Annotated in this window: 25 protein-coding genes; 18 read left to right on the forward strand and 7 right to left on the reverse strand. The window is 45.2% G+C overall.

The window, feature by feature from the left end; all coding sequences use genetic code 11:
- Positions 1-148 precede the first annotated feature (148 nt).
- From E5329_RS04435 to E5329_RS04445, 3 genes are all read left to right on the forward strand, one after another.
- Complete coding sequence (locus tag E5329_RS04435) at positions 149-415, forward strand: hypothetical protein (RefSeq protein WP_135988398.1); 267 nt, start codon at positions 149-151, stop codon at positions 413-415.
- Complete coding sequence (locus tag E5329_RS04440; protein WP_275442993.1) at positions 399-824, forward strand: type II toxin-antitoxin system VapC family toxin; 426 nt, start codon at positions 399-401, stop codon at positions 822-824. Before E5329_RS04435 ends, E5329_RS04440 begins: the two co-directional genes overlap by 17 nt.
- Positions 825-897: 73 nt before the next feature.
- The gene (locus tag E5329_RS04445; RefSeq protein WP_135988399.1) at positions 898-2,538 is read left to right on the forward strand and encodes a recombinase family protein; all 1,641 of its coding nucleotides are present in this window, start codon (positions 898-900) and stop codon (positions 2,536-2,538) included.
- Here the strand turns inward: E5329_RS04445 and E5329_RS32505 are convergent.
- Positions 2,519-2,743, reverse strand: a complete 225-nt coding sequence (locus E5329_RS32505; protein ID WP_330571959.1) for a hypothetical protein — start codon at positions 2,741-2,743, stop codon at positions 2,519-2,521. The genes E5329_RS04445 and E5329_RS32505 overlap by 20 nt on opposite strands.
- A 674-nt stretch (positions 2,744-3,417) precedes the next feature.
- On the opposite strand from E5329_RS32505, the gene E5329_RS04455 reads away from it, so the two are divergent.
- From E5329_RS04455 to E5329_RS04515, 13 genes are all read left to right on the forward strand, one after another.
- A complete protein-coding gene (locus E5329_RS04455) occupies positions 3,418-4,098 on the forward strand; it encodes a response regulator transcription factor (protein WP_135988400.1) in 681 nt (226 codons plus the stop codon).
- Positions 4,095-5,411: a sensor histidine kinase gene (locus E5329_RS04460; protein ID WP_135988401.1), complete on the forward strand. Its 1,317-nt coding sequence runs from the start codon at positions 4,095-4,097 to the stop codon at positions 5,409-5,411. The genes E5329_RS04455 and E5329_RS04460 overlap by 4 nt, the downstream gene beginning before the upstream one ends.
- Positions 5,412-5,687: 276 nt before the next feature.
- Positions 5,688-6,446 (forward strand): ABC transporter ATP-binding protein, encoded by a 759-nt coding sequence (locus E5329_RS04465; protein ID WP_135988402.1) that lies wholly within the window; start codon positions 5,688-5,690, stop codon positions 6,444-6,446.
- Positions 6,447-6,448: 2 nt separating this feature from the next.
- The gene (locus tag E5329_RS04470) at positions 6,449-8,842 is read left to right on the forward strand and encodes an ABC transporter permease (RefSeq protein WP_135988403.1); all 2,394 of its coding nucleotides are present in this window, start codon (positions 6,449-6,451) and stop codon (positions 8,840-8,842) included.
- A gap of 196 nt (positions 8,843-9,038) precedes the next feature.
- On the forward strand, positions 9,039-10,079 hold the full coding sequence (gene hrcA, locus E5329_RS04475; RefSeq protein ID WP_275442995.1) for a heat-inducible transcriptional repressor HrcA: 1,041 nt from the start codon (positions 9,039-9,041) through the stop codon (positions 10,077-10,079).
- A 20-nt stretch (positions 10,080-10,099) separates the two neighbouring features.
- Positions 10,100-10,801, forward strand: coding sequence for a nucleotide exchange factor GrpE (grpE, locus tag E5329_RS04480; protein WP_275442996.1), 702 nt, complete (start codon positions 10,100-10,102; stop codon positions 10,799-10,801).
- Positions 10,802-10,896: 95 nt separating this feature from the next.
- Positions 10,897-12,762 (forward strand): molecular chaperone DnaK, encoded by a 1,866-nt coding sequence (gene dnaK / locus E5329_RS04485; protein ID WP_135988404.1) that lies wholly within the window; start codon positions 10,897-10,899, stop codon positions 12,760-12,762.
- A gap of 2 nt (positions 12,763-12,764) precedes the next feature.
- A complete protein-coding gene (gene dnaJ / locus E5329_RS04490) occupies positions 12,765-13,946 on the forward strand; it encodes a molecular chaperone DnaJ (protein WP_135988405.1) in 1,182 nt (393 codons plus the stop codon).
- A gap of 192 nt (positions 13,947-14,138) precedes the next feature.
- A complete protein-coding gene (locus tag E5329_RS04495) occupies positions 14,139-14,399 on the forward strand; it encodes a type II toxin-antitoxin system HicA family toxin (RefSeq protein ID WP_135988406.1) in 261 nt (86 codons plus the stop codon).
- 1 nt (position 14,400) lies between these two features.
- Positions 14,401-15,033 carry a type II toxin-antitoxin system antitoxin SocA domain-containing protein gene (locus tag E5329_RS29620; RefSeq protein WP_168356517.1) on the forward strand — a complete coding sequence of 211 codons (633 nt, stop codon included), beginning with the start codon at positions 14,401-14,403 and terminating at the stop codon, positions 15,031-15,033.
- Positions 15,034-15,230: 197 nt separating this feature from the next.
- Positions 15,231-16,430 carry a MalY/PatB family protein gene (locus E5329_RS04505; protein WP_135988496.1) on the forward strand — a complete coding sequence of 400 codons (1,200 nt, stop codon included), beginning with the start codon at positions 15,231-15,233 and terminating at the stop codon, positions 16,428-16,430.
- A 73-nt stretch (positions 16,431-16,503) separates the two neighbouring features.
- Complete coding sequence (locus E5329_RS04510) at positions 16,504-17,826, forward strand: APC family permease (protein WP_135988407.1); 1,323 nt, start codon at positions 16,504-16,506, stop codon at positions 17,824-17,826.
- 218 nt (positions 17,827-18,044) lie between these two features.
- Entirely contained in the window at positions 18,045-18,527 is a 483-nt protein-coding gene (locus E5329_RS04515) for a MarR family winged helix-turn-helix transcriptional regulator (protein WP_135988408.1), read from the forward strand.
- Between the two features lie 221 nt (positions 18,528-18,748).
- Here the strand turns inward: E5329_RS04515 and E5329_RS04520 are convergent, their stop codons facing one another.
- The 3 genes from E5329_RS04520 to E5329_RS04530 all read right to left on the reverse strand — a co-directional run bounded on the left by E5329_RS04520 (position 18,749) and on the right by E5329_RS04530 (position 20,595).
- Complete coding sequence (locus tag E5329_RS04520; protein WP_135988409.1) at positions 18,749-19,411, reverse strand: hypothetical protein; 663 nt, start codon at positions 19,409-19,411, stop codon at positions 18,749-18,751.
- Positions 19,412-19,543: 132 nt separating this feature from the next.
- Positions 19,544-19,984 carry a hypothetical protein gene (locus E5329_RS04525; protein WP_135988410.1) on the reverse strand — a complete coding sequence of 147 codons (441 nt, stop codon included), beginning with the start codon at positions 19,982-19,984 and terminating at the stop codon, positions 19,544-19,546.
- 23 nt (positions 19,985-20,007) lie between these two features.
- Positions 20,008-20,595 (reverse strand): hypothetical protein, encoded by a 588-nt coding sequence (locus E5329_RS04530; RefSeq protein WP_135988411.1) that lies wholly within the window; start codon positions 20,593-20,595, stop codon positions 20,008-20,010.
- A gap of 300 nt (positions 20,596-20,895) precedes the next feature.
- Between E5329_RS04530 and deoC the strand changes: the two genes are divergently transcribed.
- Together deoC and cdd are read left to right on the forward strand one after the other, a co-directional pair.
- Positions 20,896-21,561, forward strand: coding sequence for a deoxyribose-phosphate aldolase (gene deoC, locus E5329_RS04535; protein WP_135988412.1), 666 nt, complete (start codon positions 20,896-20,898; stop codon positions 21,559-21,561).
- Positions 21,562-21,583: 22 nt separating this feature from the next.
- Positions 21,584-22,060, forward strand: a complete 477-nt coding sequence (gene cdd, locus E5329_RS04540) for a cytidine deaminase (RefSeq protein WP_330571960.1) — start codon at positions 21,584-21,586, stop codon at positions 22,058-22,060.
- 87 nt (positions 22,061-22,147) lie between these two features.
- On the opposite strand, the gene E5329_RS04545 is transcribed toward cdd, so the two are convergent.
- The 3 genes from E5329_RS04545 to E5329_RS04555 all read right to left on the reverse strand — a co-directional run bounded on the left by E5329_RS04545 (position 22,148) and on the right by E5329_RS04555 (position 24,492).
- Positions 22,148-22,933 carry an ABC transporter permease subunit gene (locus tag E5329_RS04545; RefSeq protein WP_135988413.1) on the reverse strand — a complete coding sequence of 262 codons (786 nt, stop codon included), beginning with the start codon at positions 22,931-22,933 and terminating at the stop codon, positions 22,148-22,150.
- Entirely contained in the window at positions 22,930-23,811 is an 882-nt protein-coding gene (locus tag E5329_RS04550) for an ABC transporter ATP-binding protein (protein ID WP_135988414.1), read from the reverse strand. The genes E5329_RS04545 and E5329_RS04550 overlap by 4 nt, the downstream gene beginning before the upstream one ends.
- 69 nt (positions 23,812-23,880) lie before the next feature.
- Positions 23,881-24,492: a TetR/AcrR family transcriptional regulator gene (locus E5329_RS04555; protein ID WP_135988415.1), complete on the reverse strand. Its 612-nt coding sequence runs from the start codon at positions 24,490-24,492 to the stop codon at positions 23,881-23,883.
- Between the last annotated feature and the right edge of the window lie 169 nt (positions 24,493-24,661).

Raw genomic sequence — 24,661 nt, forward strand, 5'->3', positions numbered from 1 at the left:
CAGGCCATGTCCTATCTGCGTAAATACGGGAAACAGGCGTAAAGGATGGAAAGAGAGAATGGTCATTTTTATTTACAGCAGGAAATGAAAAGAAATGTGCTGTAGGTACACAGCAGATTGCAGAAAATAAAAAAGAGGAGTGGAATCCATGTCAGAGTTACAACAGAAAGCGGTGCAGTTAATCAGCGGGTTGTCAGATGATAATATAAGTTTCCTGATAGAAGTAATTCAAAGGCTGATGCCACAGGAAGCAGACACAGCGGCTCTCTATTCGGAACAGGAGAGTACAGCAATACAGGCTTTCCAAAGGCTGGATGCAGCAAGGCCGGAGGTGAAACGGTATTTACCAGATGATTTTGACCCGGAAAAAGAATTGGAGGAGGCAAGGGCTGAGAGATATGGCAGTTTTGATTGACACAAATGTGATTATTGATTTTCTTACCACAAGGGAGCCATTTTTTGAAGCGTCTAAAAAAGTGCTTACAAAATGTTCGGATGGGGAAGTGGAGGGGTATCTTGCATTTCATTCAGTTCCAAATTTGTGGTATATACTGAGGAAAGCACCGGAAGAGGAACGAAGAAAGTGGCTTTTGGATTTATGCAGCTTTTTGAAAGTGGCGGGTGCGAATCATGAAGAAGTGTTAAAGGCAGTCAGGATGACAGAATTTAAAGATTTTGAGGATTGTCTGCAGGACAGGTGCGCAAAAAACGTAGATGCAGAATATATTATTACACGAAACGCTGCAGATTTCAATGTGTCAGAAGTTCCGGCAATATCGCCTGAGGAATTCCTGGCTGTGATTTCGGGAAAAACGCAGCGGTGAAACCCCGGCCTGGAACAGGCCATGTCCTATCTGCGTAAATACGGGAAACAGGCGTAAAGGATGGAAAGAGAGAATGGTCATTTTTATTTACAGCAGGAAATCCAAATGGACCGGCCGGGGAGAAAGTGTGGAAAACCAGCTTGCCATGTGCCGGGATTACATACAGTACAACATTGAAGGAGCCGGGGAAGCTGAAATCGTAACATACGAAGATGAAGGTTACTCCGGCAAAAATACCAACCGTCCCCAATTTCAGAAAATGATGCAGGAAATCAAAAAAGGCAGATGTAATTACCTGGTATGCTACAAGCTGGACCGGCTGGGCCGCAATATTGCAGATCTGGCCAATTTGGTGGAAACGCTGAACAAGCTGAATGTTTCTTTTATCAGCATCAAGGAAAAATTTGATACCTCCACTCCCATCGGAAAAGCCATGCTTTATTTTGCAGGGGTTCTTGCCCAGATGGAGCGGGAGCAGATAGCAGAACGGGTCCGGGACAATATGGTGATGCTTGCAAGAAAGGGCAGGTGGCTGGGCGGAAACACGCCCCTTGGATTTGCGGCAGAAGCTGAGGAAAAGGTATCTGTCAATGGAAAAAGCAGGAAGTCTTTCCGGCTGGCTGTAGATGAACAGGAAATGCAGACCGTCCGGTTTATTTTTCGGGAATACCTGAAAAACCAGTCCTTAATGGGAATTGTCAAATATTTCCTGAGCCATGGCATACAAACAAAGCGGGGCAATGAATATACCACAACCGCTATCCGGGATATTCTGACAAATCCTGTGTACTGCACAGCAGACAAGGAAGCTTACGAGTATTTCTGGAACCTGGGCTGTCAGGTATGCATGGAAAAAGAGGAGGCAGATGGAAAGTATGGTCTGATTGCCTATGCGAAAACTTCCTCTACTCAATATAAGAATAAAAATAATTCTCCGGAAAAATGGATTGTGGCGAAGGGAAAGCATCCAGGAATCATATCCGGGCAGGATTTTTCCAAAATCCAGAACCTTCTGGCGAAAAACAGTTCCAAAGGGGAAGGATGGCATAAGCCTCAGAACCCGGTAGCATTGCTGTCTGGAATTTTGTACTGCTCCTGCGGACATCTGATGCGCCCAAAATATTATTCTTCCAAACAGGTGACAGAATCAGGAGAACGTAAATTTTCCTATCTCTGTCCCTATAAAGGCATGACCCATGGGGAGAAATGCTCAGTATTGAATGTGCAGGGAAATACATTGGATGAACTGGTGTGTAGGGAAGTGCTGCGCTATACAGAGGAAAATTCCGACATCCATCGTATGCTTAAGGAAGTTATGGAAAGAATGGATGACACAAAAGAAGAGACAGTAACTGCAGCAGACCTGATGGAGCAGGAGATACAGAAACGAAAAAAAGAAGTACAGAATCTCATTTCTGTCCTGGCAAAATCTGGTGGTGAGGAAGCCTTTATTCAACAGATAGAAAAGGAAATCCGAAAGCTGAACGAAGAATGTGCGTTTCTGGAAAAAGAACGCACAAAATCAGGAGAAGAAGGAAAAAATATTCAGGGAGACAGACAGCAGATGGAGGTTCTCTTAGAACAGCTTTCCAGCTTCCGCAGTCTCTTTGACACATTAACGGTACCGGAAAAGCGGGAATATCTGCGGATGATTCTGGATAAAGTTGTCTGGGACGGAAAAGAAGCCCATATTTTTATCTATGGCAGCCATTGATGGAGCAAGAATCAGCAGATATCAGTGGCTGCCGCGTAATTTGTTTCCCCTGCAGAACCATCCCATTGCCGCACCCGCTGGGGCCCACAACCGCCAGAAAATCCCCTTTATGAACCGTAAAATTTATATTGAATAAAGCAGGAGTTTCTCCCTGCATAGTATGATAGGAATAACCCACATGGCTGATTTCCATTAATTTTTCCATAAAGTTCTCCTTATTGTTGCTTATTGATATAGTATGATTCAGGGATGGAAAGAGTGCTTTTTGCAGCCAGTCCGTATATGTGTGATAGGAAAGATTATTGGTAAGATAAGATAAGATAAGAAAAGAAAAGAAAAGAAAAGAACAACCGCCCACAAAGTGGTCAGCCTCCCAAGATTGAAAGATAAGCCTACCTGGTACTGCCAAGTAAAAAGGTAGGCTTATTTATGTTCGCTTATCTCTGCTGTCTAAGCAGTAAGCGGCAACATTGTGTATTATGCAGTATTATGCATTAATTACATTAGTCCCATGGATGCAGTATTACTTTAACTGCTCCTTTGCCATTTGTTAAGCGCATGACTGCTTCAAGGGGGGCTTCGTTGGATGAATTTATAATTTCGTCTGTACATTGCCTGTCTCACACACTTCTCCCACAATTTTTCTTGCATTTGTTGGATTAGTAAAAGCTGGTTTTGCAAAAGAAGAGGAGACGCGCCAATAAGATCTGCTTCAACAGAGTTCTTTTTTGTCATGTACAGAAAGCCTGCAGTGTAGAAAAAACTGTGGGGCTTTCTGTCTATAATTTTTTAAAAGAAAGCCGGGTTAATGTTTGTAAATCCTGTAAAGTATTGTATAATTATAGAAATACCAAAACAGTACACAGGAAAGGAACCCGAATGAAATACCATTGCTTAATCATAGATGACGAAAAATTACTTGCAGACAGCACAGCAGAATATTTTAATATATTTGGAGTAAAAACAGCGGCCGTTTACAGTGCAGAGGAAAGCCGCTGTTTTTTGAGAGAAAATACGGCGGAGCTTCTGCTGTTGGATATCAATCTGGGGGATGGGAGCGGATTTGCGCTGTGCAGGGAGCTGCGGGAGCAGACAGATATCCCGATACTTTTTATTTCTGCCAGAACAAGCGATGATGATAAAATTGCCGCTTTGAATATCGGCGGCGACGACTATATTCAAAAGCCCTGTTCCCTGGGGGTGCTGCTGGCCAAGGTTCAGGCAGTCTTAAAGCGTTACGGGAGATGCAGGGAAGGAAATTACTCAGATCACAGGCTGAAAATTGACGTTTTGGGGCAGAGCCTGCTGGTAGACGGCAGCAAAGTGAAAGTAACGATGATGGAATTCAGGCTTTTGGCGTATCTGATCCGAAATCGTGATAGAGTAGTGTCAAAACAGGAGCTTTTTGAAAATGTATGGGCAGATAAATTCACAGGAGACGGAACGCTGAACGTACACATCCGCAGAATTCGCGAAGCCATTGAAGTAAATCCCAACCAGCCGGAGTATATTGTCACTTACTGGGGCAAGGGCTACAGATTCGAGGGAGGCGGCAAATGAAAAAGCGCAGGTTTGTGTTTGCGATTCTGCTGATTTTCCTGCTGGAAGCGGCAGTTGTTTTTATGGAAGGAAGAGAGGAAGCGTCTCAGGATGCGGTGGCAGTCAATAAAATCGTAAAAATAGTGGAAAATAACTGGGAAAGTCTGAAAGGCCACAGCGATTCCAGCGGATTTGTATCTGATTTTGATTATGTTTTGAACCGAAATCACAATGGGGATTTGGAGCCATTTGACTATGTTGTGATAGATGATAAGGGAAAGGTATTATTCAAAACCAGAGACCGTTTAAGCGAAACGATAAGCCAGGCGGTTTCACACAGGGACACCATACTGGATGTGGAGCAATCCGGCGCTGCAGTGGGAAAAGTTATGATCTATAATTCATGGGAGGAGAATTTGGTGACTCGAAAACGCAGAGCCATTCTGTGCCTGCTGCTGCTTTTGCTGATTCAGGCAGTGTGCCTTGCAGGCTACGCGGCATGTCTTTATGGAACATTGGTAAAACCCTTCCGCAAACTGGAAGGATTTGCAGAGCGGATTGCTGGAGGAAATCTGGATATTCCGCTGGAAATGGACAGGCAGAACCTGTTTGGCGCATTTACGGAAAGCTTTGACATTATGCGGACAGAATTAAAGAAAGCAAGGCTTGCCGAGGCAGAAGCAAATGCAGAAAAAAAGGAACTGGTGGCCAAGCTGTCCCATGATATCAAAACGCCTGTGGCAAGCATAAAAGCCGCATCTGAAGTGGGATTTGCCCTTGCAGAAAGTGAAAGGATGCGGGAAAATTATACCCAGATTATCCAAAAGGCGGATCAGATTAACAGCCTGGTGACCAACCTGTTTACTGCAACGCTGGAGGAATTGCAGGAGCTTACCGTAATGCCTGGGGATATGGAAAGCAGTGAGATAAAGATGCTGCTTGAAAATGCAGACTATCTCCATCAGGCTGAGATTCCGGACATTCCTCCCTGCCTGGTCTGGGCAGACAGGCTCAGGCTTCAGCAGGTTTTTGACAATATTTTTGCAAATTCTTATAAATATGCAGACACAGCCATACAGGTGCAGGCAGAGAAATCAGGCGGCTGGCTGACGGTGGAACTGGAAGACGCCGGTGGCGGAATGCCGAAGGAGGAGATATTCTTTATCAAAGAGAAGTTCCGCCGGGGAAGCAACGCCGGGGCTGTGGATGGAGCAGGATTGGGACTGTTTATTTCTGATTATTTTATGGAAGCTATGAAGGGAACGCTGACGTTGGAAAATGGAGAACAGGGGCTTAAGGTAAGGGTGTCTGTGCCGTTAAGCGGCGGAATGTAAGAACAATTGTTGAGTGTATTGAGGCGGCAGAGGGAAAGAAAAGCAGGAAAGAGAAGGACAAGGAATAAGAGAGAAGGAGCGGAACTTGCCATTTTGTTCTATAAATTGAGCGTTTTAACAATATGACAGTAATGACAGGATATTTCGAAAACAGCGCATTACAAGAATATTGAAATTTATGATTTAAGGAACCGTTAAGGATTCCATAAAGACATTTAAGAACTGGAAAAATAAAATAAAACGTGCATAGACATTTTGAATGGAAGGAGCTTCCCAATGAAAAAAGTGATTTATAAAACTGAAAATTTAAGCAAATCCTTCTCCAGCGGAGGGAGATTGCAACACGTTCTTAAAAACATTGACCTGGAACTTTACCAGGGAGATTTTACGGTGATTATGGGCGCAAGCGGAGCAGGAAAATCCACACTATTGTATGCCCTTTCCGGTATGGACGTCCCAAGCCTCGGCACCATCACCTTCGGAAAACAAGTAATTTCTGATTTAAGCCAGGACGGGCTTTCGGTATTCCGCCGGGAACACTGCGGATTTGTGTTCCAGCAGATATATCTGATTGACAGTATGAGCGTGCTGGATAATGTGCTATGTGCAGGGCTTCTGGTATGCAGGGACAAAAAGGCGCTGCTTCGGCGGGCCAGGGAATTATTTCAGGCTGTAGGCGTCAATGAAGAGACTCAGAGAAAATTCCCAACGCAGATATCCGGCGGGGAGGCCCAGCGTGTGGGAATAGTCAGGGCCCTGATTAATGCTCCGGATATTCTTTTTGCAGACGAACCTACAGGGGCCTTAAATTCTCAAACAGGACTGGACGTGCTCAACACTTTGACCAAATTTAATGAGCAGGGGCAGAGTGTTGTGATGGTAACTCATGACATGCGTTCTGCCTGCCGGGGGAACCGTATTTTATATCTGAAGGACGGAGCTATTTTAGGGGAATGCAGTCTGGGCAGGTATGTGCACGGAGATGAAAAAAGACACGAAAAATTATCTGCTTTTCTTACGGAAATGGGGTGGTAAATATGCGAAACAGTTTGTTTTTAATCCGTTCTAACCTGCGCAGGGCAAAAGGACAGACCATGGCAGAAATTGTGCTGATTCTTCTGGCAGCAGGAATGATGAACCTGTGGCTGATGTTAAGCCTGGATTATAAGCAGAATTTTGACCGCTGGCATCAGCGCTTGCATGCGGAACATGTGACAGTCTGTGTGGCGGATGATAGCAGCGGAATGAGAGGAGCAGCATCAGAAGGAATTGCAGGAACGGACAAGCGCAGAGGAATCAAAGAGTATATTTCCCAAATATTGAAAGAAGACGCCCGTACTCTGGAATTCTGCATGGATGATGTGATGTGTGCCGAAGGAAGGATGACCTACAACGGCGGAGAGACGGTCACCAACTTTGTCATGATGAAAAAAGAGGACGGGCAAAAGCGTCCGGTTGGAAAAACGGAGCTTGTGGAGGACAGTGAATTTTCAGAAGGCGTATATCTTCCCATGATCTATAAAACAGGAGACATTGCAGTAGGGAAACAGGTGGAACTTACGATTGGAAACCATAAGGTAAGCTGCCAGGTATGCGGTTTTTTTAACAGCGTTATGGCAGGTTCCCACAATTGCGGAATGTGTGAAATTCTGATGACCGAACAGATGTATCAGGAACTAGAAGAAAAAGGGTATGCGCAGGATTCCACCCTGGTTTCTGTGCGGATTGCAGACAAATCGGAAAGCGAAGCATATGAAAGCATGCTGAATCACGCCATCTCTTCAGAGTATCCGGGAGTGTTTTATACAAGTAATTCTTATGCTCTGGTTTCTCAGTCACGCTACATTTCCCAGATGATTTGTTCCGGCGTTGTCAGCGCCATGGCGTTCTTTGTTCTGCTGATTGTGCTGGTTGTGGTATCTTCCAATATTCTCAATTATATTCAGGAAAATATGAAAAGCCTGGGCATATGGAAAGCAATGGGATATAGGAGCGGACAGTTGATGGGCATGCTGATGCTGCAGTTTTTGGGCGTCACTCTTTTGGCGGCGTTTCTGGGTGCGGCGGTTTCCTATTTTTTGTTTCCAGGGGTGAATGATATGATGGTTTCCCAGACAGGCATTCCCTATGAGATTCATATTTTGCCTGTTCCGATTCTGATTACATGGGTGGTTTTATGCAGCGCCGTAGCGTTGACCGTGTGGCTGTCTTCCCGAAGAATCCGTAGAATTCCGCCCATTGACGCCCTCCGCCAGGGGGTTTCTAATCACAGCTTTTCTCACAATTATGTTCCGCTGGAACGGACTAGAGCGCCTCTGAGTCTGGCTCTTTCGCTGAAAACCACTTTATCAGGGGTAAAATATAATCTTACTATTTGCGTTACCATGCTTCTGCTGTCCCTGGTTCTGGTATTTTCCGGGCTGATGCTGGAAAATGTAATTGTGGATATCACTCCTTTTCTTAATCTTGTGGTAGGAGAAACTGCGGATACCAGCATCAATATCAATGCAGGGTCAGAAGAGGAATTTTTGCAGGAAATGGAAAAAGACAGCCGTGTGGAAAAAGTTTATCTTTTCCACACCCAAAAAGTGGAGCATACGGGAGGGGCTGAACTTTTGACCAATATCTGCGGGGATTTTTCCCAGATCAATAACCAAGAGATTGTAATCCAGGGCAGGTTCCCGGAGTTTGACAATGAAATGGCGCTGGCTGTAAAATACGCCAGGGAGCAGGGCTATGAAATTGGCGATGAAATCAGGCTGAGCCTGGGAGAGAAGGAGGCAGTTTACCTCATTTCAGGTTTCACGCAGATTTCCAATAATCTGGGGAAGGACTGCCTTCTGACCCGGGAGGGATATGAGCGGCTGGGAAGTCTCCTGACCCTGAGTTACTGCGCAAATCTTTCCGCAGACGTAAAGGTGGATGATTTTAATAAAGAAATAAGCAGGCGGTTGGAAGGAAAGGTCAACCAGACCCAGAATATTTTTGAGATTGTCTATGGGACTTCGGCAGTTTATATTTCCCTGATGACGGTAATTGTGTCGTCAATCCTTCTGCTTAGTGTTCTGATTATCGTATTTGTGCTGTATCTTCTGGTGCGGGCCATGCTGAGCAATAAAAAGAAAGAATACGGCATTTTAAAAGCGCTGGGTTTTACCACGACGCAGCTTGTGATTCAGACTGCGTTTAGCTTTATGCCGGCGGTCATTCTTTCCGCCATTGCAGGGCTTATCGTCAGCAGCTTTATTATAAATCCGCTGACGGCTGTGTTTTTAAGAAATCTTGGAATTGTCACCTGCACCTTTCATATACCGGCGGGGTTTCTTGCCGCTGCAGGGCTTGGGATGATTGTATTGGCTTTTGGGATTGCCTGTTTGATGTCTTTACGCATTAAAAAAATTGTGCCAAGATCGCTGCTGATGAATGATTAAGAGATTACTCCGGAGGCTGTATGTCATCGATTGACAGCCTCCGGAGTATTTGCTGATAATTATAAAGAAATTATTAAATCGGAAAAATACTATTGACAATAAAAATCGTTAGTGCTATTTTAAGTACATAGATGTTAGCACTCCTGCAAGCTGAGTGCTAACAAAAGAAAAAGAACAGGAACACAGGAGGCTGGAAATGCAGGAACTGGATGAAAGAAAAAGAAAAATTTTAAATGCAATCATCCGGAATTATCTGGATACCGGGGAGCCGGTAGGTTCCAGAACCATTTCCAAATATTCGGATCTGAACTTAAGCTCCGCCACCATCCGCAATGAGATGTCGGATTTGGAAGAACTGGGATATATTTTGCAGCCCCATACTTCCGCAGGACGGATCCCTTCTGACCAGGGCTACCGGTTTTATGTGGATAACCTGATGAAGGAAAAGGATCAGGAAGTCACTGAGATGAAGGAGTTTATGATTGAGCACACAGAGCGGATGGAACAGGTACTGCAGCAGATGGCGAAAATGCTTGCGGCAAATACCAATTACACCGCCATGATTACTTCTCCTTCTTACCATAAGAATAAGGTGAAGTTCCTGCAGCTGTCCCAGGTAGATGAAGAGCAGCTTCTGGCTGTGATTGTGATGGAAGGCAATCTGGTGAAGAATAAGATGATTTCCACCAGGGAAGCCTTAGATAATGAAACCATATTAAAGCTGAATATTCTGTTAAACACCAGCTTAAACGGCCTGTCGGCAGAGGAAATCAACCTGGGCACCATTGCAAAGTTAAAAGAGCAGGCAGGCATCCACAGCAACATCGTCAGCGATGTGCTGGACGCACTGGCAGGCGCCATCCAGGAGGAGGAAGAACTGGAGGTTTATACCAGCGGAACCACGAATATTTTAAAATATCCCGAATTAAGTGATTCCCAGAAGGCAAGGGAGCTCTTAGATGCTTTTGAAGAGAAGCAGCAGTTAATCAGTCTGGTCAATGAGAGTTTGTCTTCTCAGGAGGAAACCGGGATTCAGGTATATATCGGCTCCGAATCCCCCATCCAGAATATGAAAGACTGCAGTGTGGTAACTGCAACCTACCAGTTAGGGGAAGGGATGACAGGCACCATCGGGATTATCGGGCCTAAGCGCATGGATTATGAAAACGTTATGGACAATTTGAAAATATTAAAAGTTCAGCTTGACACCGTATTCCGAAAGCCCAAGAAAACATAATAATAGAAAGGTGAACAGATATGGCAGAACAGAGAGAGATGGAAGCAATGGAAAGCCAGGAAACGGAAAACATGGAGCCGGAAGAAACAAAGGAATCTGCCGGCAATTCCAAAGAAGAATGCGGGACGGACGGCCCGCCGGAAACAGAAGAGACAGAAAGACCTGAGGAAAGCTCTTCAGAAGAAGAGGAATCTGGAGAAGAAGAGCCTTCTGGGGAAGAACAGCCTTCCGGAGAAAATCAGGGAGAAGAGAAAAAAGGATTTTTCAAGAAGAAAGAAAAGAAGAATAAACAGGAAGAGAAAATTGCCGAGCTGACCGACCGGGTACAGCGGCAGATGGCAGAATTTGACAATTTCCGCAAACGGACGGAGAAGGAAAAAGCCCAGATGTTTGAAGTAGGGGCAAAAAGTGTGATAGAGAAAATCCTTCCGGTGGTGGACAATTTTGAACGGGGATTATCCGCTGTTCCTGAAGAATCAAAGGGAGATCCTTTTGTACAGGGAATGGATAAGATATATAAGCAGTTAATGACAGAATTAGAAAGCCTGGAAGTAAAGCCCATCGAAGCAGTGGGGGCAGAGTTTAATCCAGAATTCCACAATGCGGTAATGCAGGTGGAAAGTGAAGAATATGAATCTGGAATTGTTGCCCAGGAGCTGCAGAAAGGGTATATGTACCGGGAAAGTGTGGTAAGGCACAGCATGGTGGCTGTGGTTCAGTAACAGATGCCATGCAAAGTTTTTATGATGCGGCATAGCCGTTTACAATGATAAAGCAGCAGATAATGGTAATAGTTTATATTAAGGAGGTCTCTATTATGAGCAAAATTATTGGTATCGACTTAGGAACAACAAATAGCTGTGTGGCAGTTATGGAGGGTGGTAAACCTGTGGTTATCGCCAATACAGAAGGAGCACGGACAACGCCGTCTGTTGTGGCGTTCACCAAGACAGGAGAGAGATTAGTGGGAGAGCCTGCAAAGCGTCAGGCAGTTACCAACGCAGAGAAAACCATTTCTTCCATCAAGAGGGAAATGGGTACAGACCACAAACGCGCCATTGATGAAAAGAATTATTCTCCCCAGGAAATTTCCGCTATGATTCTTCAGAAATTAAAAGCAGACGCAGAGAACTATCTTGGGGAGAAAGTAACAGATGCAGTCATCACTGTTCCGGCGTATTTTAATGATGCGCAGCGTCAGGCAACCAAGGACGCAGGCAAAATTGCAGGAATGGACGTAAAGCGTATTATCAACGAGCCTACGGCAGCAGCCCTTGCTTACGGCCTTGACAACGAAAAAGAACAGAAAATCATGGTTTACGACTTAGGCGGCGGTACCTTTGACGTTTCCATTATTGAAATCGGAGAAGGCGTCATCGAAGTATTGTCCACCTCCGGTGACAACCGCCTGGGCGGAGATGATTTTGACCAGAAGATTACAGATTATATGCTGGCAGAATTTAAGAAGACAGAAGGCATTGACCTTTCCGGCGATAAAATGGCATTGCAGAGATTGAAAGAAGCGGCTGAAAAGGCAAAGAAAGAACTGTCTTCTGCAACCACAACCAACATCAACCTGCCCTTTATCACTGCAACGGCAGAAGGCCCCAAGCATTTCGATATGAACCTGACCAGAGCGAAATTCGATGAGCTGACCCATGATCTGGTAGAGCGGACTGCAGTTCCAGTACAGAACGCGTTAAAGGACGCAGGGCTTACTGCTTCCGAACTGGGCCAGGTATTGTTAGTGGGCGGTTCCACCCGTATCCCGGCTGTCCAGGATAAAGTAAAACAGTTAACCGGCAAAGAGCCAAGCAAATCCCTGAATCCGGATGAATGTGTGGCATTGGGAGCTTCCATTCAGGGCGGTAAATTAGCCGGAGATGCAGGCGCAGGCGAAATTCTTCTTCTGGATGTTACCCCATTGTCCTTATCCATTGAGACCATGGGCGGCGTTGCAACCAGATTGATTGAAAGAAATACAACGATTCCTACGAAAAAGAGCCAGATTTTCTCCACAGCGGCAGATAATCAGACTGCAGTAGATATCAATGTAGTACAGGGTGAGAGACAGTTTGTAAGAGATAACAAATCTTTAGGCCAGTTCCGTTTAGACGGAATTCCGCCAGCAAGACGCGGCGTTCCTCAGATTGAAGTTACTTTTGACATTGACGCCAACGGTATTGTAAACGTATCTGCAAAAGACCTGGGAACCGGAAAAGAACAGCACATTACCATTACTGCAGGTTCCAATATGTCTGATGCGGATATTGAAAAAGCAGTGAAAGAAGCGGCAGAATTTGAAGCTCAGGATAAGAAGAGGAAAGAAGCGATTGACGCCAGAAATGATGCAGATTCCTTTGTATTCCAGACAGAAAATGCATTGCAAGAGGTTGGCGATAACCTTGACGCAGGGGACAAAGCAGCAGTGGAAGCAGACCTGAATGCATTGAAGGCGTTGGTGGAGGCACACCAGAATGCAGAAGAGATGACAGACGATCAGGTTGGCGAAATGAAAGCGGCCAAGGAAAAACTGATGGAAAGCGCGCAGAAGGTATTTGCAAAGATGTATGAGAATGCGCAGGCAGCTCAGGGCGCAGCAGGCGCAGGCCCGGATATGGGAAATGCATCTTATACAAGCGCAGATGATGATGTGGTAGACGCAGATTATAAGGAAGTATAATCATGGCAGAACAGAAAAGAGATTACTATGAAGTCCTTGGAGTGGACAAAAATGCAGACGATGCTGCAATCAAGAAAGCATACCGTCAGCTTGCCAAAAAATATCACCCGGATATGAATCCGGGTGATGCTGAGGCAGAGAAAAAATTTAAAGAAGCTTCCGAGGCTTATGCCATCTTAAGCGATCCAGATAAAAAACGCCAGTATGACCAGTTCGGACACGCAGCTTTTGACGGCGGCATGGGCGGCGGAGGCGGTTTTGATTTTTCCGATATGGATATGGGCGATATTTTCGGCGATATTTTCGGGGATTTATTCGGCGGCGGCTCCAGACGGCGTTCTGCCAATAACGGCCCCATGAAAGGGGCAAATCTTCGGGCGGCAGTACGGATTACTTTTGAAGAAGCGGCCTTCGGCTGCGAGAAAGAAATTGAAATCACCTTAAAAGACGAATGTCAAACCTGCCATACCACAGGGGCAAAGCCGGGAACTTCACCGGAGACCTGCAGTAAGTGCGGCGGGAAAGGAAAAGTGGTTTATACTCAGCAGTCGTTCCTTGGAATGGTTCAGAATGTGCAGACCTGTCCGGACTGCCACGGCACCGGAAAAATTATCAAAGAGAAATGTCCCGATTGCCGGGGAACCGGATATATTGCAAAACGCAAGAAAATCAAAGTTTCCATTCCGGCAGGAATTGACAACGGCCAGAGCGTCCGTATCCGGGAGAAAGGGGAACCAGGCGCCAACGGCGGACCGAGAGGCGATTTGCTGGTAGAGGTAAATGTAAGCAGGCATCCGATTTTCCAGCGGCAGGATATGAATATTTATTCCACTGCGCCGATTTCCTTTGCCCAGGCGGCATTGGGCGGCGAGGTGCGCATCAGCACCATTGACGGGGATATCCTCTATGATGTGAAGCCGGGAACCCAGACAGATACCAGAATCCGCTTGAAAGGCAAGGGCATTCCGTCCCTCAGGAATTCCTCCATCCGGGGCGACCACTATGTAACCCTGGTCGTACAGGTGCCCACAGGCTTAAACGAAGAAGCGAAAGAGGCTCTGCGCAGGTTTGACGAAGCCTGCGGCCAGTCTTTAAAGAAGCAGAATGGGGCTGCACATGCAGAGAAGCATGGAAAGAAAAAAGGTTTTATGGGGAAGATTAAGGAGTCCCTGGAAGATATGTAAACATCCGTCAACTTCAGGAAAGTTTAGAAAAAATATAGTATCAAAGATAGAAAAAGCTGAGGAGGAATCCCCGGCTTTTTTGTTGGCGTATGAGGCATCTTACATTGACAATCGAACATACATATGTTAGCATTAATATGCCAGCAGACAGTGCTGTTGTCTATCTAATTAGAAACAGGAGATTATAAACAAATGAGCCGATACGACAAGATACGTTCCGATATTTTATCCGGTAAATGCGATAAGAATATATCAGAGACAGATATGAGGTTTTTTCTGGATAAAATTGGTGCAATGCACAGAAGAACGAACGGCTCTCATATGCAATATACGATAGACAATGTTCCCGAATTGATCAATATTCAGCCTAAAAATGGGCAGATTAAGCCCTATCAGGTAAAAGAAATTAGGAACATAGTGAAAAAGTATAAGCTTGGAGAAGGAGGAAGGTAATATGGCATATAATAAAATGTTCTATTGGAGTGACGATGATGCAGCTTATATTACGAATGTTCCCGCTCTTCCCGGCTGCATGGCAGATGGGGACACCATCGAAGAATCTCTTGCAAATGCTGATATTATGATTGAGGAATGGATTAGTTTTGCAAGAGAATTGGGCAGGGAAATTCCGAAAGAGGATTCTGACGTGATGGAATCCACCAATCCTACCTCTCTGGATGTAGCATCTTATATTCTTGGCAGAATGGGTGCTATCGATACCTGGATGCTTCAAAAGTTGGTATATTACTGTCAGGCATGGTGCCTTGGAATTTATAAGACAGAATTTATTAATGATACTTTTAAGGATTATGCAAACGGCCCGGTAAATAAACGGCTGTTTGATACTCATAAGGGAAGAAGGATTGTAAGAAAAGAGGATTATTGCCTTTCACATTCATTCTCAGAATCCGAAAAGAGACATATGGATCATGTAATTGAAACGTATGGAAATGAAGATGGGGATACGTTAAGGCAGTACACTCATCAGGAAAGACCCTGGAGAGAGACAAGGGGGACATTGAATGACGGCGAGAGTGATAATAAAGATATCGCTAATTCCCTTATGATAGAATATTATCATAACTGACAATCAGGGAAGTTTTTTTAGATTTACCAAAATTACAAGGAAATACTACCGAACTCAGGTGAAAGAATTTGTGCACAACTCACAAAAATTCCCTGAGTTCTATTTTTTTATTGACAAATATGACAAATGAGATATAATTAGTTTAACTCATAAACAGTTTATATATTAAACTTTAAAGGAAGGAGAAGGTGGAGACTATGAAGTATGATTTTGACCGTATTGTGGACAGGAAGCAGACCAATGATATGAAGTGGCATGCAAAGGCTGTGGGTTCTTATCTGCACATGGACATTCCGGAGGATATGATTCCCATGTGGCTTGCCGACACGGAATTTCCCTGTGCCCCAGTGATTGTGGAGGCGCTGAAGAACCGGGTGGAGAAGGAGATATTCGGCTACTGCGCACCTATGGAAAGCTTTTACCGGGCAGTATGCTATTGGCAGAAACTGCGTTTTAACTGGGAGGTGAAGCCGGAATGGATTACTTATATCCCGTCGGTAGTGGCAGGGATTAATATTGCAATCCGTGCCTTCAGCAAGGAAGGGGACGGAGTGATTATCCAGCAGCCAGTATACGATCCCTTTGCGTCAATTGTGAAAAATGATAACCGCAGGGTTGTAAATAACGGGCTGGTCTGCCGAGATGGACATTTTGAGATGAATTTGGAAGAACTGGAGGAACTGGCTTCCAGGCCGGAAAATACCATGATGATTCTTTGCAGTCCCCATAATCCTACCGGAAGGGTTTGGAAAAAAGAAGAGTTGACCAAGGCTGCAGATATTTGCTTAAAACACCATGTGATGCTTGTATCAGATGAAATTCACGGAGACATTGTGTATCAAGGGCATACTCATTATCCGCTGCTTAGCCTGGATGGGCGGTATGCAGAGCATTTTATTCATTTGGCAGCGCCGGGCAAGACCTTTAATGTGGCCGGACTGAAGGCAAGTATGTCGATAATCCCTAATCAGAGTGTGCGGGAAGCTTTTGTAAAGACTCAGATTGCCATGTCTCTGGATGTGAAAAATACCTTTGGCATCGAGAGCGTGATTGCAGCCTATACCCCTGAGGGTGCAGAATGGGCAGAACAGGAAGTGACATATATGCAGGAAAATGTGAATTATGTGGAAGAATATTTGAAAGAGCATATGCCGGGGGTGACAATGATTCGGCCAGAGGGAACCTTCCTGTGCTGGCTTGATCTTTCCGGCCTTCATTTGGGGGATCAGGAACTGTTTCAGCGGATTGTGTTAGATGCGGCGGTTATTTGCGTTCCGGGGCCCTGGTTCGGACCGGGCGGAGAAGAACATTTCCGGCTGAACATAGGGTGTCCCAGAAGCATTCTGACGGAAGCTTTGGAGCGGATGCGAAAAGAATTATATCGAGAAACGCCCTGAGTGGCATGAGACATTCGTATGCAGGATGGGGAAGATAGAAGCTTTATTTGGATTGAGTGAAAAGGAGAAAAGTATGGAAGAAAAAAAGAGTAACCTGTTAAGCAGAGGCGACTTGTTTTCCATGGCGGTAGGCCAGATTATTGGCGTGGGAATTATGACCATGACTGGTATCGCTATTGGATTTACCGGAAGAAGCGTAAATATTGCCTATATCACTGCGGGACTTATCACGATTATCGGGGCAATCCCTCAGATTTATATTGGAGGAACCGCAAATTTTGTAGGAGGCCAGTATTCTCAGATTGCGGTCTTAAGCGGCAAAAAAATGGCTGGCATATATCTGTATATTCAGTTGTTCAGTGCGCTGGCAATCAGTATGTATACCTTATCCTTTGCAGATTATTTTCTGTCTTTGGTTCCGGGGGTGCCTTCTAAGCTGATTTGCACCATTGTGCTGACAGTCTTGTTTGGCATGCATTTGCTTGGGGTAAAACAAGCGGCAAGGCTTCAGAATATTCTGTGCGCAGTGCTTGCCGTTGCCATTGCTTCTTATATTGTGCTGGGGGTTGGACATATTCAGCCCGATTATTTTACCAATGGATTTCTGGCAGGCGGTTCGGGAGGATTTGTGCTGGCGTCCATTTACCTGACCTTTGCAGCAGGCGGAGCACAGTATGTGGTAAATTACAGTTCTGCAGCGAAGAATCCCACCAAGGATATTCCCTTTGTTATCATTGCGTCCACCGGCATTGTTGTGCTGATTTATGCAGTGATGGCAACAGTTGCAGTCGGTGTGCTTCCAGTGGAGCAGGTGGCGAATCAGCCCTTGAGCGTGTCAGCGGCAGCATTTATGCCTAAGGCGGTTTACACATTCTTTGTGGTGGGAGGAGCCATGTTTGCTTTGCTGACTACATTGAATTTCAATATCGGCATGATTGTGTATCCGGTTCTGCGCGCCTGCGAAGACGGATGGCTTCCCAGGAAGTTGGCTGTAAAAAATGAGAAATACGGTTCTGCCCACTATATTTTGCTGTTATTTTATCTGATTGGCACAGTGCCCATTTTAATCGGTCTGGATTTGAACACTGTGGCAAACAGCACCGTAATATTGTTTACAATTATCCGGGGCGTCATTGCATTTTCTGCCATGCAGCTTCCGAAAAAACTTCCGGAGCTTTGGGGAAAATCATCCTTCTATGTCAATAATGGCAAGCTGAAAGCTATGTGCATTTTTTCTATGGCCCTGGCGGCGTTGTCTGTGGCGGTGTTGTTGATCTCCACCTCCATGGTACAGATTATTGGAAATATTGCGATTCTTATATTTTCCATTGTGGTGGCTCTTTTGGTCAATAAGAGGGTGACCCTTAATCCCAGCTTTACTGAAAATTCCAGGTAAAGGCAAATGTAATAAAGTATTATTAGATTCAGAGCCATCCATGTGGAGGAGAGGTATACTTCCCCACATGGATGGCTGATATTATTTTTGAAATTAAGTGGATGGAATATATTGACATTTCTTTTCACTCCCGATAAATTATAATGGGGCAGGTGGATTTACAGGGAAAACCCTTTATCAGAAAGAAGAGCAATAAACAATAGAAAAGAGGGAACCCCATGAAAGAAATGAAAGAATCAATCCGTTTAATGGAAAATTTGTATGCGGTGGAGCGGATTGTTACAGCAATGGAAAAAGAACCCAAATATTACGGAACAGAAGAGCTGCTCTATGCCAATGAAGTGCATACCTTGAAGATGGTTGCGCAGCAGGAGGGAATTACCCAGAAGGAGCTGACAGAAATGATGCTCCGGACAAAGGGCGCCACTTCCGTAATGATTAAAAAGCTGGAAAAGAAGGGACTGATAACCAGGGAAGAAGATGAAAAGGATGCAAGAGCGCTTCGGCTGTATCTGACGGAAAAGGGAAAAAGGGTGCATCAATGTCATTTGGAATATGACGAAAAGGTGATTGGATTTTGGATGAAAGAACTGGAGTTTTCTTGGGAAGAGATTTCAACCGCCAATTATGTTCTGGAGAAATATATCCGTTATGTTGGAGATTGGCTGGGGAGAGACCGCACTTTGCCGGAGAAAAATTGAGGAAATGCGGCGCATGGAGCAGAAATTGAATTGATGCCCTTTTAGGAAGTGTTAAAAAATAACCTGTGATATTGCTTGCCTTTTTCTCCGACAGCACCGCTCAGAAATCAGTTACATAGCCCGCTATGCGCCTGATTTTTGAATGGTACTCTTGAAGAAAAATTCTGCGCACGATTTAAAAGTCATTTCTGGACAGTTCCTTAGTAAAAATCGGAATCGCATCAGTCCCATTCCGAAGGCTTTTTCTTTTTGCTTACAAAAAACGGCGGGAATATCCCGAATTTTGCGCCCAGGGCATGAAACAGAGGAAAGAAAATAAGAACAGTCAATACCCGCGCCAGCATGACGGCAGGTTCTGTGTAATTCTCCTGGCTGGCTTTTTCTGCGTTGCCCATCATATCAACATAGAAGTCCTTTCTGCTTAATGGCTCGCTGAATTCTATCTGGCTCATAAACGCTTTTTCCAGAGTCAGATCTTCCCGGACAATTTGTCCCACCGGCAGCGTTGCCTCCCCAGAATAATAGTCTCCTTTTGTCCTGACATTTTCCATATTGATGGCGGCGGCCACCCGCTCGCCGGAAGGGAGCGTAAGGGCGTACAGATAATGGTTTTTATAGTATCCTGCGCCGCGGTTGCGGTACTCGATTCCAGGTGAGATGACGGTGAACCTTTCCTGTGTTTCCAGGTCTTCTATAGACTGGGCGCGGAATACATCATCTCCTGCAATACCGCCGATTTCTCCTTCTGCCGCCGTACGTTCTTCGGTATAGCCTTTGTATTTTTCTTCCATGATACGTTCTGTAAGGCTGGCAGGAAAAATACTGACAAACAATGAGAAGAGCAGGCACAGCCAAATATCAAAGCGCAGATGACGATAGCGCATAAAAATCACCTCCAAAGATATAATAGCATAAGACAGCACGCTTTTCTAGCCAGAAAGATCTTTTCGAATTTCGTGCCTGCTGAAGAAAATTTTTGCGTTATTTAAGTTATTCTATCAATGTCTTTGACTCTTTCATTCATAATCATAAAATCCCCCCTGCTTACACTCATAAGAATCCTGTCGGCGGCGGTTTTTCTGCTTCACGTCAGCTCTGGCACAGTCCTGCTGGTAAATCAGGCCGTCCAGCTCTCCGTGGTCAAAAAACAAAATTTCTTCTGTTTTTTCTTCCTCCCGCACCGGAAGGAAAATGGTAAGCTGCACCCGGCGGTTTTCGCACTGGGGACATCGGTAGGAATGAAGCCCGCAGGCATAGATTCCAGCAGGAATCTGAGCCTTTTTCTCCACCGGAACAAGATGTTTCAGGTAATATTCAGGATTTTCGTGGGAACTGTAGTGCCCAACAGTCAAATCCGGCAGGGCGTATAATTGTTTGTGCAGCACGTCCATCTCACTCTGGCAGAGATTGCACCAGTTTTCATGGAAGATGGAGCGGATTTTTCGAAAAAGTCCCATAGGATATCGACCTCTCTTTCCTTTTATGCTGACCGTTCTTTCGCTTCTGTCAGTACTCCGGCCATCATGTCTGCCTTAGAGATTCCCGTCAGGATGTAGTTGCTGTCCATCCGCCAGCGTTTATTGGAGGTAAAGGTGTTGACCCGGATGCGGATGCCGTCTATGGTGAATAAAAAGCTGACTCTGCTGCTTCCAGTTAAGGGTCCCATGCCGGTTTTCCCATCGTCCGTCCAGATTTTGCTGATCCGGCTGGCAGGAAGAACATAGTTCCGGAAAGGATTCCAGAAGAAAATCAAGGCAATCTTCCCATGTTCAATATCCACAATCACCGTACAGAAATCGCTGTCAAAGGTGTGGTTGGGCAGAAAACCGCTGCTTTCCAGGTTCCCCGTCAGCTGCCTGCGTTTTCCCTTAAAAATCATCTTTCCGCCGAAAATCCACCAGAGGACAGACAGGATAGGAGGAACCATAAACAGAATGACGGCTCCCATGCCGCCGTCACGGAAAAACATATAGCCCAGAAGGAAGCAGAGGGCAGTGATTGCGATAGGCACGAATATGTAAGATAAGAGGTACGGTACATTCGTTTTCTTTACAAGTTCAGAGTTCATAGTATGTGTGTTCCTTTCTCGAGTTGTATTTTGAGTGATTTCAGGCTTATGGGCGCTTAAACCGGGGAAGATTGCCCATAGGGAAATCACCGCTGAATCTATGATAGCACATTGCATCTTTTTGGTCTATAGAAGAAAATTGACAGACTGTAAAATCTTTGTTAAGTTAGTTTTAACTGTAAAAAATAATGTTCAGGAGGCATAGTAACATTACAGGAAGAATAGCGTAAGAAGGGAGTTTAGGGGGCGTTGCTTTATAAATATGGCACAACAGAGATAGCGTTCCGGAAAGGAGAATTTATGGAGAAAACAGAGATTTTAAAAACAGTAGATCACACCTTGCTTACCCAGACAGCCACCTGGGAGGAAATTCGAAAAATTTTGAATGAGGGAATGAAATACCAGACAGCGTCTGCGTGCATTCCAGCAGCATATGTAAAGCAGGCCGCGGAATATGTCAAAGGAAAGCTGCCGATTTGCACCGTAATTGGGTTTCCGAACGGTTACAGCACTACGGCAGCGAAGGTTTTTGAGACAAAGGACGCCATTGCAAACGGCGCTGAAGAAATTGATATGGTAATCAATATCGGCTGGCTGAAGGATAAGAAATATCAGGAAATTCAGGAGGAAATCTGCCAGATACATGAAGCCTGCGGCGGAAAAATTTTGAAAGTGATTATTGAAACCTGTCTGCTCACCCAGGAAGAAAAAATCAAAATGTGTGAAATTGTCACAAAGGCAGGAGCGGAATACATCAAGACCTCCACGGGATTTTCCGTGTCCGGCGCCGTTTTTGAGGATGTAGAGCTGATGAAAAAGCATATTGGAAAAGATGTGAAAGTAAAAGCCGCAGGCGGCATTGCAACCCTTGCGGATGCTGAGAAATTTATCTGTCTGGGGGCTGACAGACTGGGAACCAGCAGAATCATTAAGCTTATCGAGCAGGCAGAAGACGGGCAGTCCTGAAATAGTTATGGGAGAACTGAAAATGATGAATGAAGAATTGTTAATAGAACCGAAAGTGACGAATGAAGAATTGCTAATAGAACCGAAAATGACGAATGAAGAATTGCTAATAGAAGCGAAAAAAGCCAGAATTCACGCCTACGCACCCTATTCCCATTTTCAGGTAGGAGCAGCCCTGATGACAAAGAGTGGGAAAATATATCATGGCTGCAACATTGAAAACGCGGCCTATTCGCCTGCAAACTGTGCGGAGCGGACGGCATTTTTCCGGGCGGTTTATGAAGGGGAGCGGGAGTTTGAGAAAATTGCAATTGCAGGAGGTCCCGAAGGAAAGGAAGCAGACCAGGTCTGCCCTCCCTGCGGAGTCTGTCGCCAGGTGATGATGGAATTCTGCAATCCGGAAACCTTTCAGATAATTCTGGCAGACGGGAAGGGCAGATGCCTGCAGCGTTCCTTAAAAGAACTGCTGCCTCTTGGATTTGGGCCGGAGAACCTTTAAGAAACAGATTCTGTGCCTGTACAGCAGTGAAAGTTACAGCGCCTGCAACAGATATGCTGCGTATATTCCTTTCAAATCATGCCTTTTTTAATGGATATCCTTTTTGGCGTATTTCAGATAGGCGGCAATCACGCCTATAGCGCCCATTGCTGTGCCAACGGCAACCATAGTTTTGTCCAGGCTGCCGTTAGTAATCAGATCAGAGCCTTCACAATATCCGAACGGCGTGATATATTTTAGAAATTCTGCAGCTTCTGTTATGTTTGCAATCAGGTTCAGGAAATACATCACAGCAGCCAGCCCAAGGCCTGCTCCCACGCTTCCTTTTCGCATAAATGCGGAGATGCCGAAGCAGATGGCGGCCAGCTCAATTTGAAGCGTGCAGTAGGCCAAATGGAGCAGGTTCAGCTCTTTCCAGGGAATATCTTCTCCGATTGCTGTGATAGAGGCTGCAGAGAGGGCATAGAGGATCAGGTTCATTGCTATAATCTGAATCAGGACAGCAATCAGCTTTTCTGTGATAATGCGAACTCTGCTGACGGGATGCGTCAGCAAAAACTCGGCCGTCTGGCAGCGTTCCTCTTTGCTAAGGATATTCACTGCGCACAGGGCTGCAAAAAATGCTCCGCCAAGGCCCAATACATTGCCGCATTCAACGCTGTAAAATCCAATCAGCGTACCGAAATTCAGTTTATCCATACCAAAGGCAGCGGTAAAAGAGCCCATGGAAGAAAACATATCGCTGACCCCTTCCATTTCTCCCTTCATTTCCGGGAACAGGAAAATGCAGACTGCCAGCAGAAATCCAATAGCCGCAGTCCAGATGAGAAAAGCGGCTTTGCCTTGCCGAAGCTCATGTGTTACAATTGTCATGCTTTGTCACCATCCTTTTCATAGTAGTGCAGGAAGATCTCTTCCAGATCTGGTTCTGAGATGGAAAGGTCTGTAATATGCCCTGCTGCAAGTGTTTGTAAGAGAAGGTTCATATCGCCGCTGTAAAGGAAGCTTGTGAAGCCGTTTCCGTCTGTTTTGTCACGGATTCCGTCCAGACCTTGTAAGGCCACGCTGCCGTGTAGGGTTACACGTCTGGCATTGGTTTTTGAGAGTGCATCCACTTGGTCACAGACGATGATTCTGCCTTCCCGGATAATCGCCGCCCGGCTGCAGTTTCTTTGGATCTCGGACAATACATGGCTGGACAGAAATATTGTGGCGCCTTTGCGGTTCTGTTCTCTGAGAATCTCAAAAAACTCCCGCTGTATCAGGGGATCGAGTCCCCCGGTGGGTTCATCCAGGATCAAAAGCTTTGGATTGCTTTGGAGCGCACAGACGATTGCCACCTTCTTGCGGTTGCCGAAAGACAGCTGATCTACTTTGCGGGAGGAATCCAGCTGCAGCCGTTCGCAGAGTTCTTTTGCTCTTTTGCTGCAGTTTATTTTTCGCATATGGGCGGACAGCTTTAGAATATCTTTTACCTTCATGCCAGGATAAAAGACTGCTTCGGAGGGGAGGTAGCCAATGTTTTTTAAAATTGTTTCCCGCTCTGTCCGGATATCTTTTCCAAAAATCTGCGCGCTGCCAGAAGTGGGTGAAATAAGTCCTGTCAGGGTGCGGATGGTTGTGGATTTTCCTGCGCCGTTGGGACCGATAAAGCCGAAGAATTCTCCTTCCCTCACTGACAGGTTCAGTGCATCAATACCTCTGGATGTTCCATAATATTTTGTCAGACTGCTTGTTTTAATTGCTTCCATATTTTGCTCCCTCCGAAGATAGATGTTTTTCCGAAATTTTGTCTGTGACGTAAAGTTTTTTCATGATTTTTACTCCTTCCGAAGATAGATGTTTTTCCAAAATTCTATCAGCCTTGTAAAGTCTTTTTCCATTTGGGCCATATCCACATCACCCCGCTGAACCATTTCCCAGAGATACCCCTCTGACGCCCAATACATTTCCTGGTACATCATCGGAATATCCAGGCCCGGGATAAATTGCGCCGGATCAAAATTCAGCCGTGCTTTGTCTGCTTTCAAATTGAAATATTTGTGATAGCTTGCCTGGACAGCAGCGGAAATCTCAGCGTCTTTTTCGTAAAACGCCTTAATGGTAAAGTTTGCCATATCTGGATACAGGCGAATGATTTCCATCTTTGCCTGCATGCCCCGTTCTATGCTATCAAACAGTTCCTTCTGGTTATAGCAGTCATATCTGGTCAGATATTCAATGGTTGTTGTCGCGCATTTGTCCCAAAGAAACAGATAGAACTCCTTCTTGTTGTGAAAATAGTGAAACAGCAGGGATTTGCTGATTCCTGCTGCATCAGCAATCTCGCTCATGGGGCTGTTTTTATAAGAGTTCTGCGAAAATACCCGGTATCCGGCGTTTATAATGGTCCGTTGTTTTTCCGCAGGTAAAGAAAAGAACTTTTCATTCATAGCGATACCTCCGTGAACCGATTCGGTTAATCATATTGTAAGTCCGTTGACCGATTTTGAGAAGGCCTTGTTGCAGAAATTTATAAATATGGTGATTTTTATTTGATATTTTTCTAGTTAAGTTATACAATGGGAGTAAGCGATAAGATGGAGATGACATGCAACAGTT

The organism is Petralouisia muris (genome assembly GCF_004793545.1).
Lineage (GTDB): Bacteria > Bacillota > Clostridia > Lachnospirales > Lachnospiraceae > Petralouisia > Petralouisia muris.

Bases quoted from the DNA above. Each gene is read 5' to 3' on its own strand.
- E5329_RS04435 (WP_135988398.1), top strand. From the start codon at position 149: ATGTCAGAGTTACAACAGAAAGCGGTGCAGTTAATCAGCGGGTTGTCA.
- E5329_RS04440 (WP_275442993.1), top strand. From the start codon at position 399: ATGGCAGTTTTGATTGACACAAATGTGATTATTGATTTTCTTACCACA.
- E5329_RS04445 (WP_135988399.1), top strand. From the start codon at position 898: ATGGTCATTTTTATTTACAGCAGGAAATCCAAATGGACCGGCCGGGGA.
- E5329_RS32505 (WP_330571959.1), bottom strand. From the start codon at position 2,743: ATGGAAAAATTAATGGAAATCAGCCATGTGGGTTATTCCTATCATACT.
- E5329_RS04455 (WP_135988400.1), top strand. From the start codon at position 3,418: ATGAAATACCATTGCTTAATCATAGATGACGAAAAATTACTTGCAGAC.
- E5329_RS04460 (WP_135988401.1), top strand. From the start codon at position 4,095: ATGAAAAAGCGCAGGTTTGTGTTTGCGATTCTGCTGATTTTCCTGCTG.
- E5329_RS04465 (WP_135988402.1), top strand. From the start codon at position 5,688: ATGAAAAAAGTGATTTATAAAACTGAAAATTTAAGCAAATCCTTCTCC.
- E5329_RS04470 (WP_135988403.1), top strand. From the start codon at position 6,449: ATGCGAAACAGTTTGTTTTTAATCCGTTCTAACCTGCGCAGGGCAAAA.
- hrcA (WP_275442995.1), top strand. From the start codon at position 9,039: ATGCAGGAACTGGATGAAAGAAAAAGAAAAATTTTAAATGCAATCATC.
- grpE (WP_275442996.1), top strand. From the start codon at position 10,100: ATGGCAGAACAGAGAGAGATGGAAGCAATGGAAAGCCAGGAAACGGAA.
- dnaK (WP_135988404.1), top strand. From the start codon at position 10,897: ATGAGCAAAATTATTGGTATCGACTTAGGAACAACAAATAGCTGTGTG.
- dnaJ (WP_135988405.1), top strand. From the start codon at position 12,765: ATGGCAGAACAGAAAAGAGATTACTATGAAGTCCTTGGAGTGGACAAA.
- E5329_RS04495 (WP_135988406.1), top strand. From the start codon at position 14,139: ATGAGCCGATACGACAAGATACGTTCCGATATTTTATCCGGTAAATGC.
- E5329_RS29620 (WP_168356517.1), top strand. From the start codon at position 14,401: ATGGCATATAATAAAATGTTCTATTGGAGTGACGATGATGCAGCTTAT.
- E5329_RS04505 (WP_135988496.1), top strand. From the start codon at position 15,231: ATGAAGTATGATTTTGACCGTATTGTGGACAGGAAGCAGACCAATGAT.
- E5329_RS04510 (WP_135988407.1), top strand. From the start codon at position 16,504: ATGGAAGAAAAAAAGAGTAACCTGTTAAGCAGAGGCGACTTGTTTTCC.
- E5329_RS04515 (WP_135988408.1), top strand. From the start codon at position 18,045: ATGAAAGAAATGAAAGAATCAATCCGTTTAATGGAAAATTTGTATGCG.
- E5329_RS04520 (WP_135988409.1), bottom strand. From the start codon at position 19,411: ATGCGCTATCGTCATCTGCGCTTTGATATTTGGCTGTGCCTGCTCTTC.
- E5329_RS04525 (WP_135988410.1), bottom strand. From the start codon at position 19,984: ATGGGACTTTTTCGAAAAATCCGCTCCATCTTCCATGAAAACTGGTGC.
- E5329_RS04530 (WP_135988411.1), bottom strand. From the start codon at position 20,595: ATGAACTCTGAACTTGTAAAGAAAACGAATGTACCGTACCTCTTATCT.
- deoC (WP_135988412.1), top strand. From the start codon at position 20,896: ATGGAGAAAACAGAGATTTTAAAAACAGTAGATCACACCTTGCTTACC.
- cdd (WP_330571960.1), top strand. From the start codon at position 21,584: ATGATGAATGAAGAATTGTTAATAGAACCGAAAGTGACGAATGAAGAA.
- E5329_RS04545 (WP_135988413.1), bottom strand. From the start codon at position 22,933: ATGACAATTGTAACACATGAGCTTCGGCAAGGCAAAGCCGCTTTTCTC.
- E5329_RS04550 (WP_135988414.1), bottom strand. From the start codon at position 23,811: ATGGAAGCAATTAAAACAAGCAGTCTGACAAAATATTATGGAACATCC.
- E5329_RS04555 (WP_135988415.1), bottom strand. From the start codon at position 24,492: ATGAATGAAAAGTTCTTTTCTTTACCTGCGGAAAAACAACGGACCATT.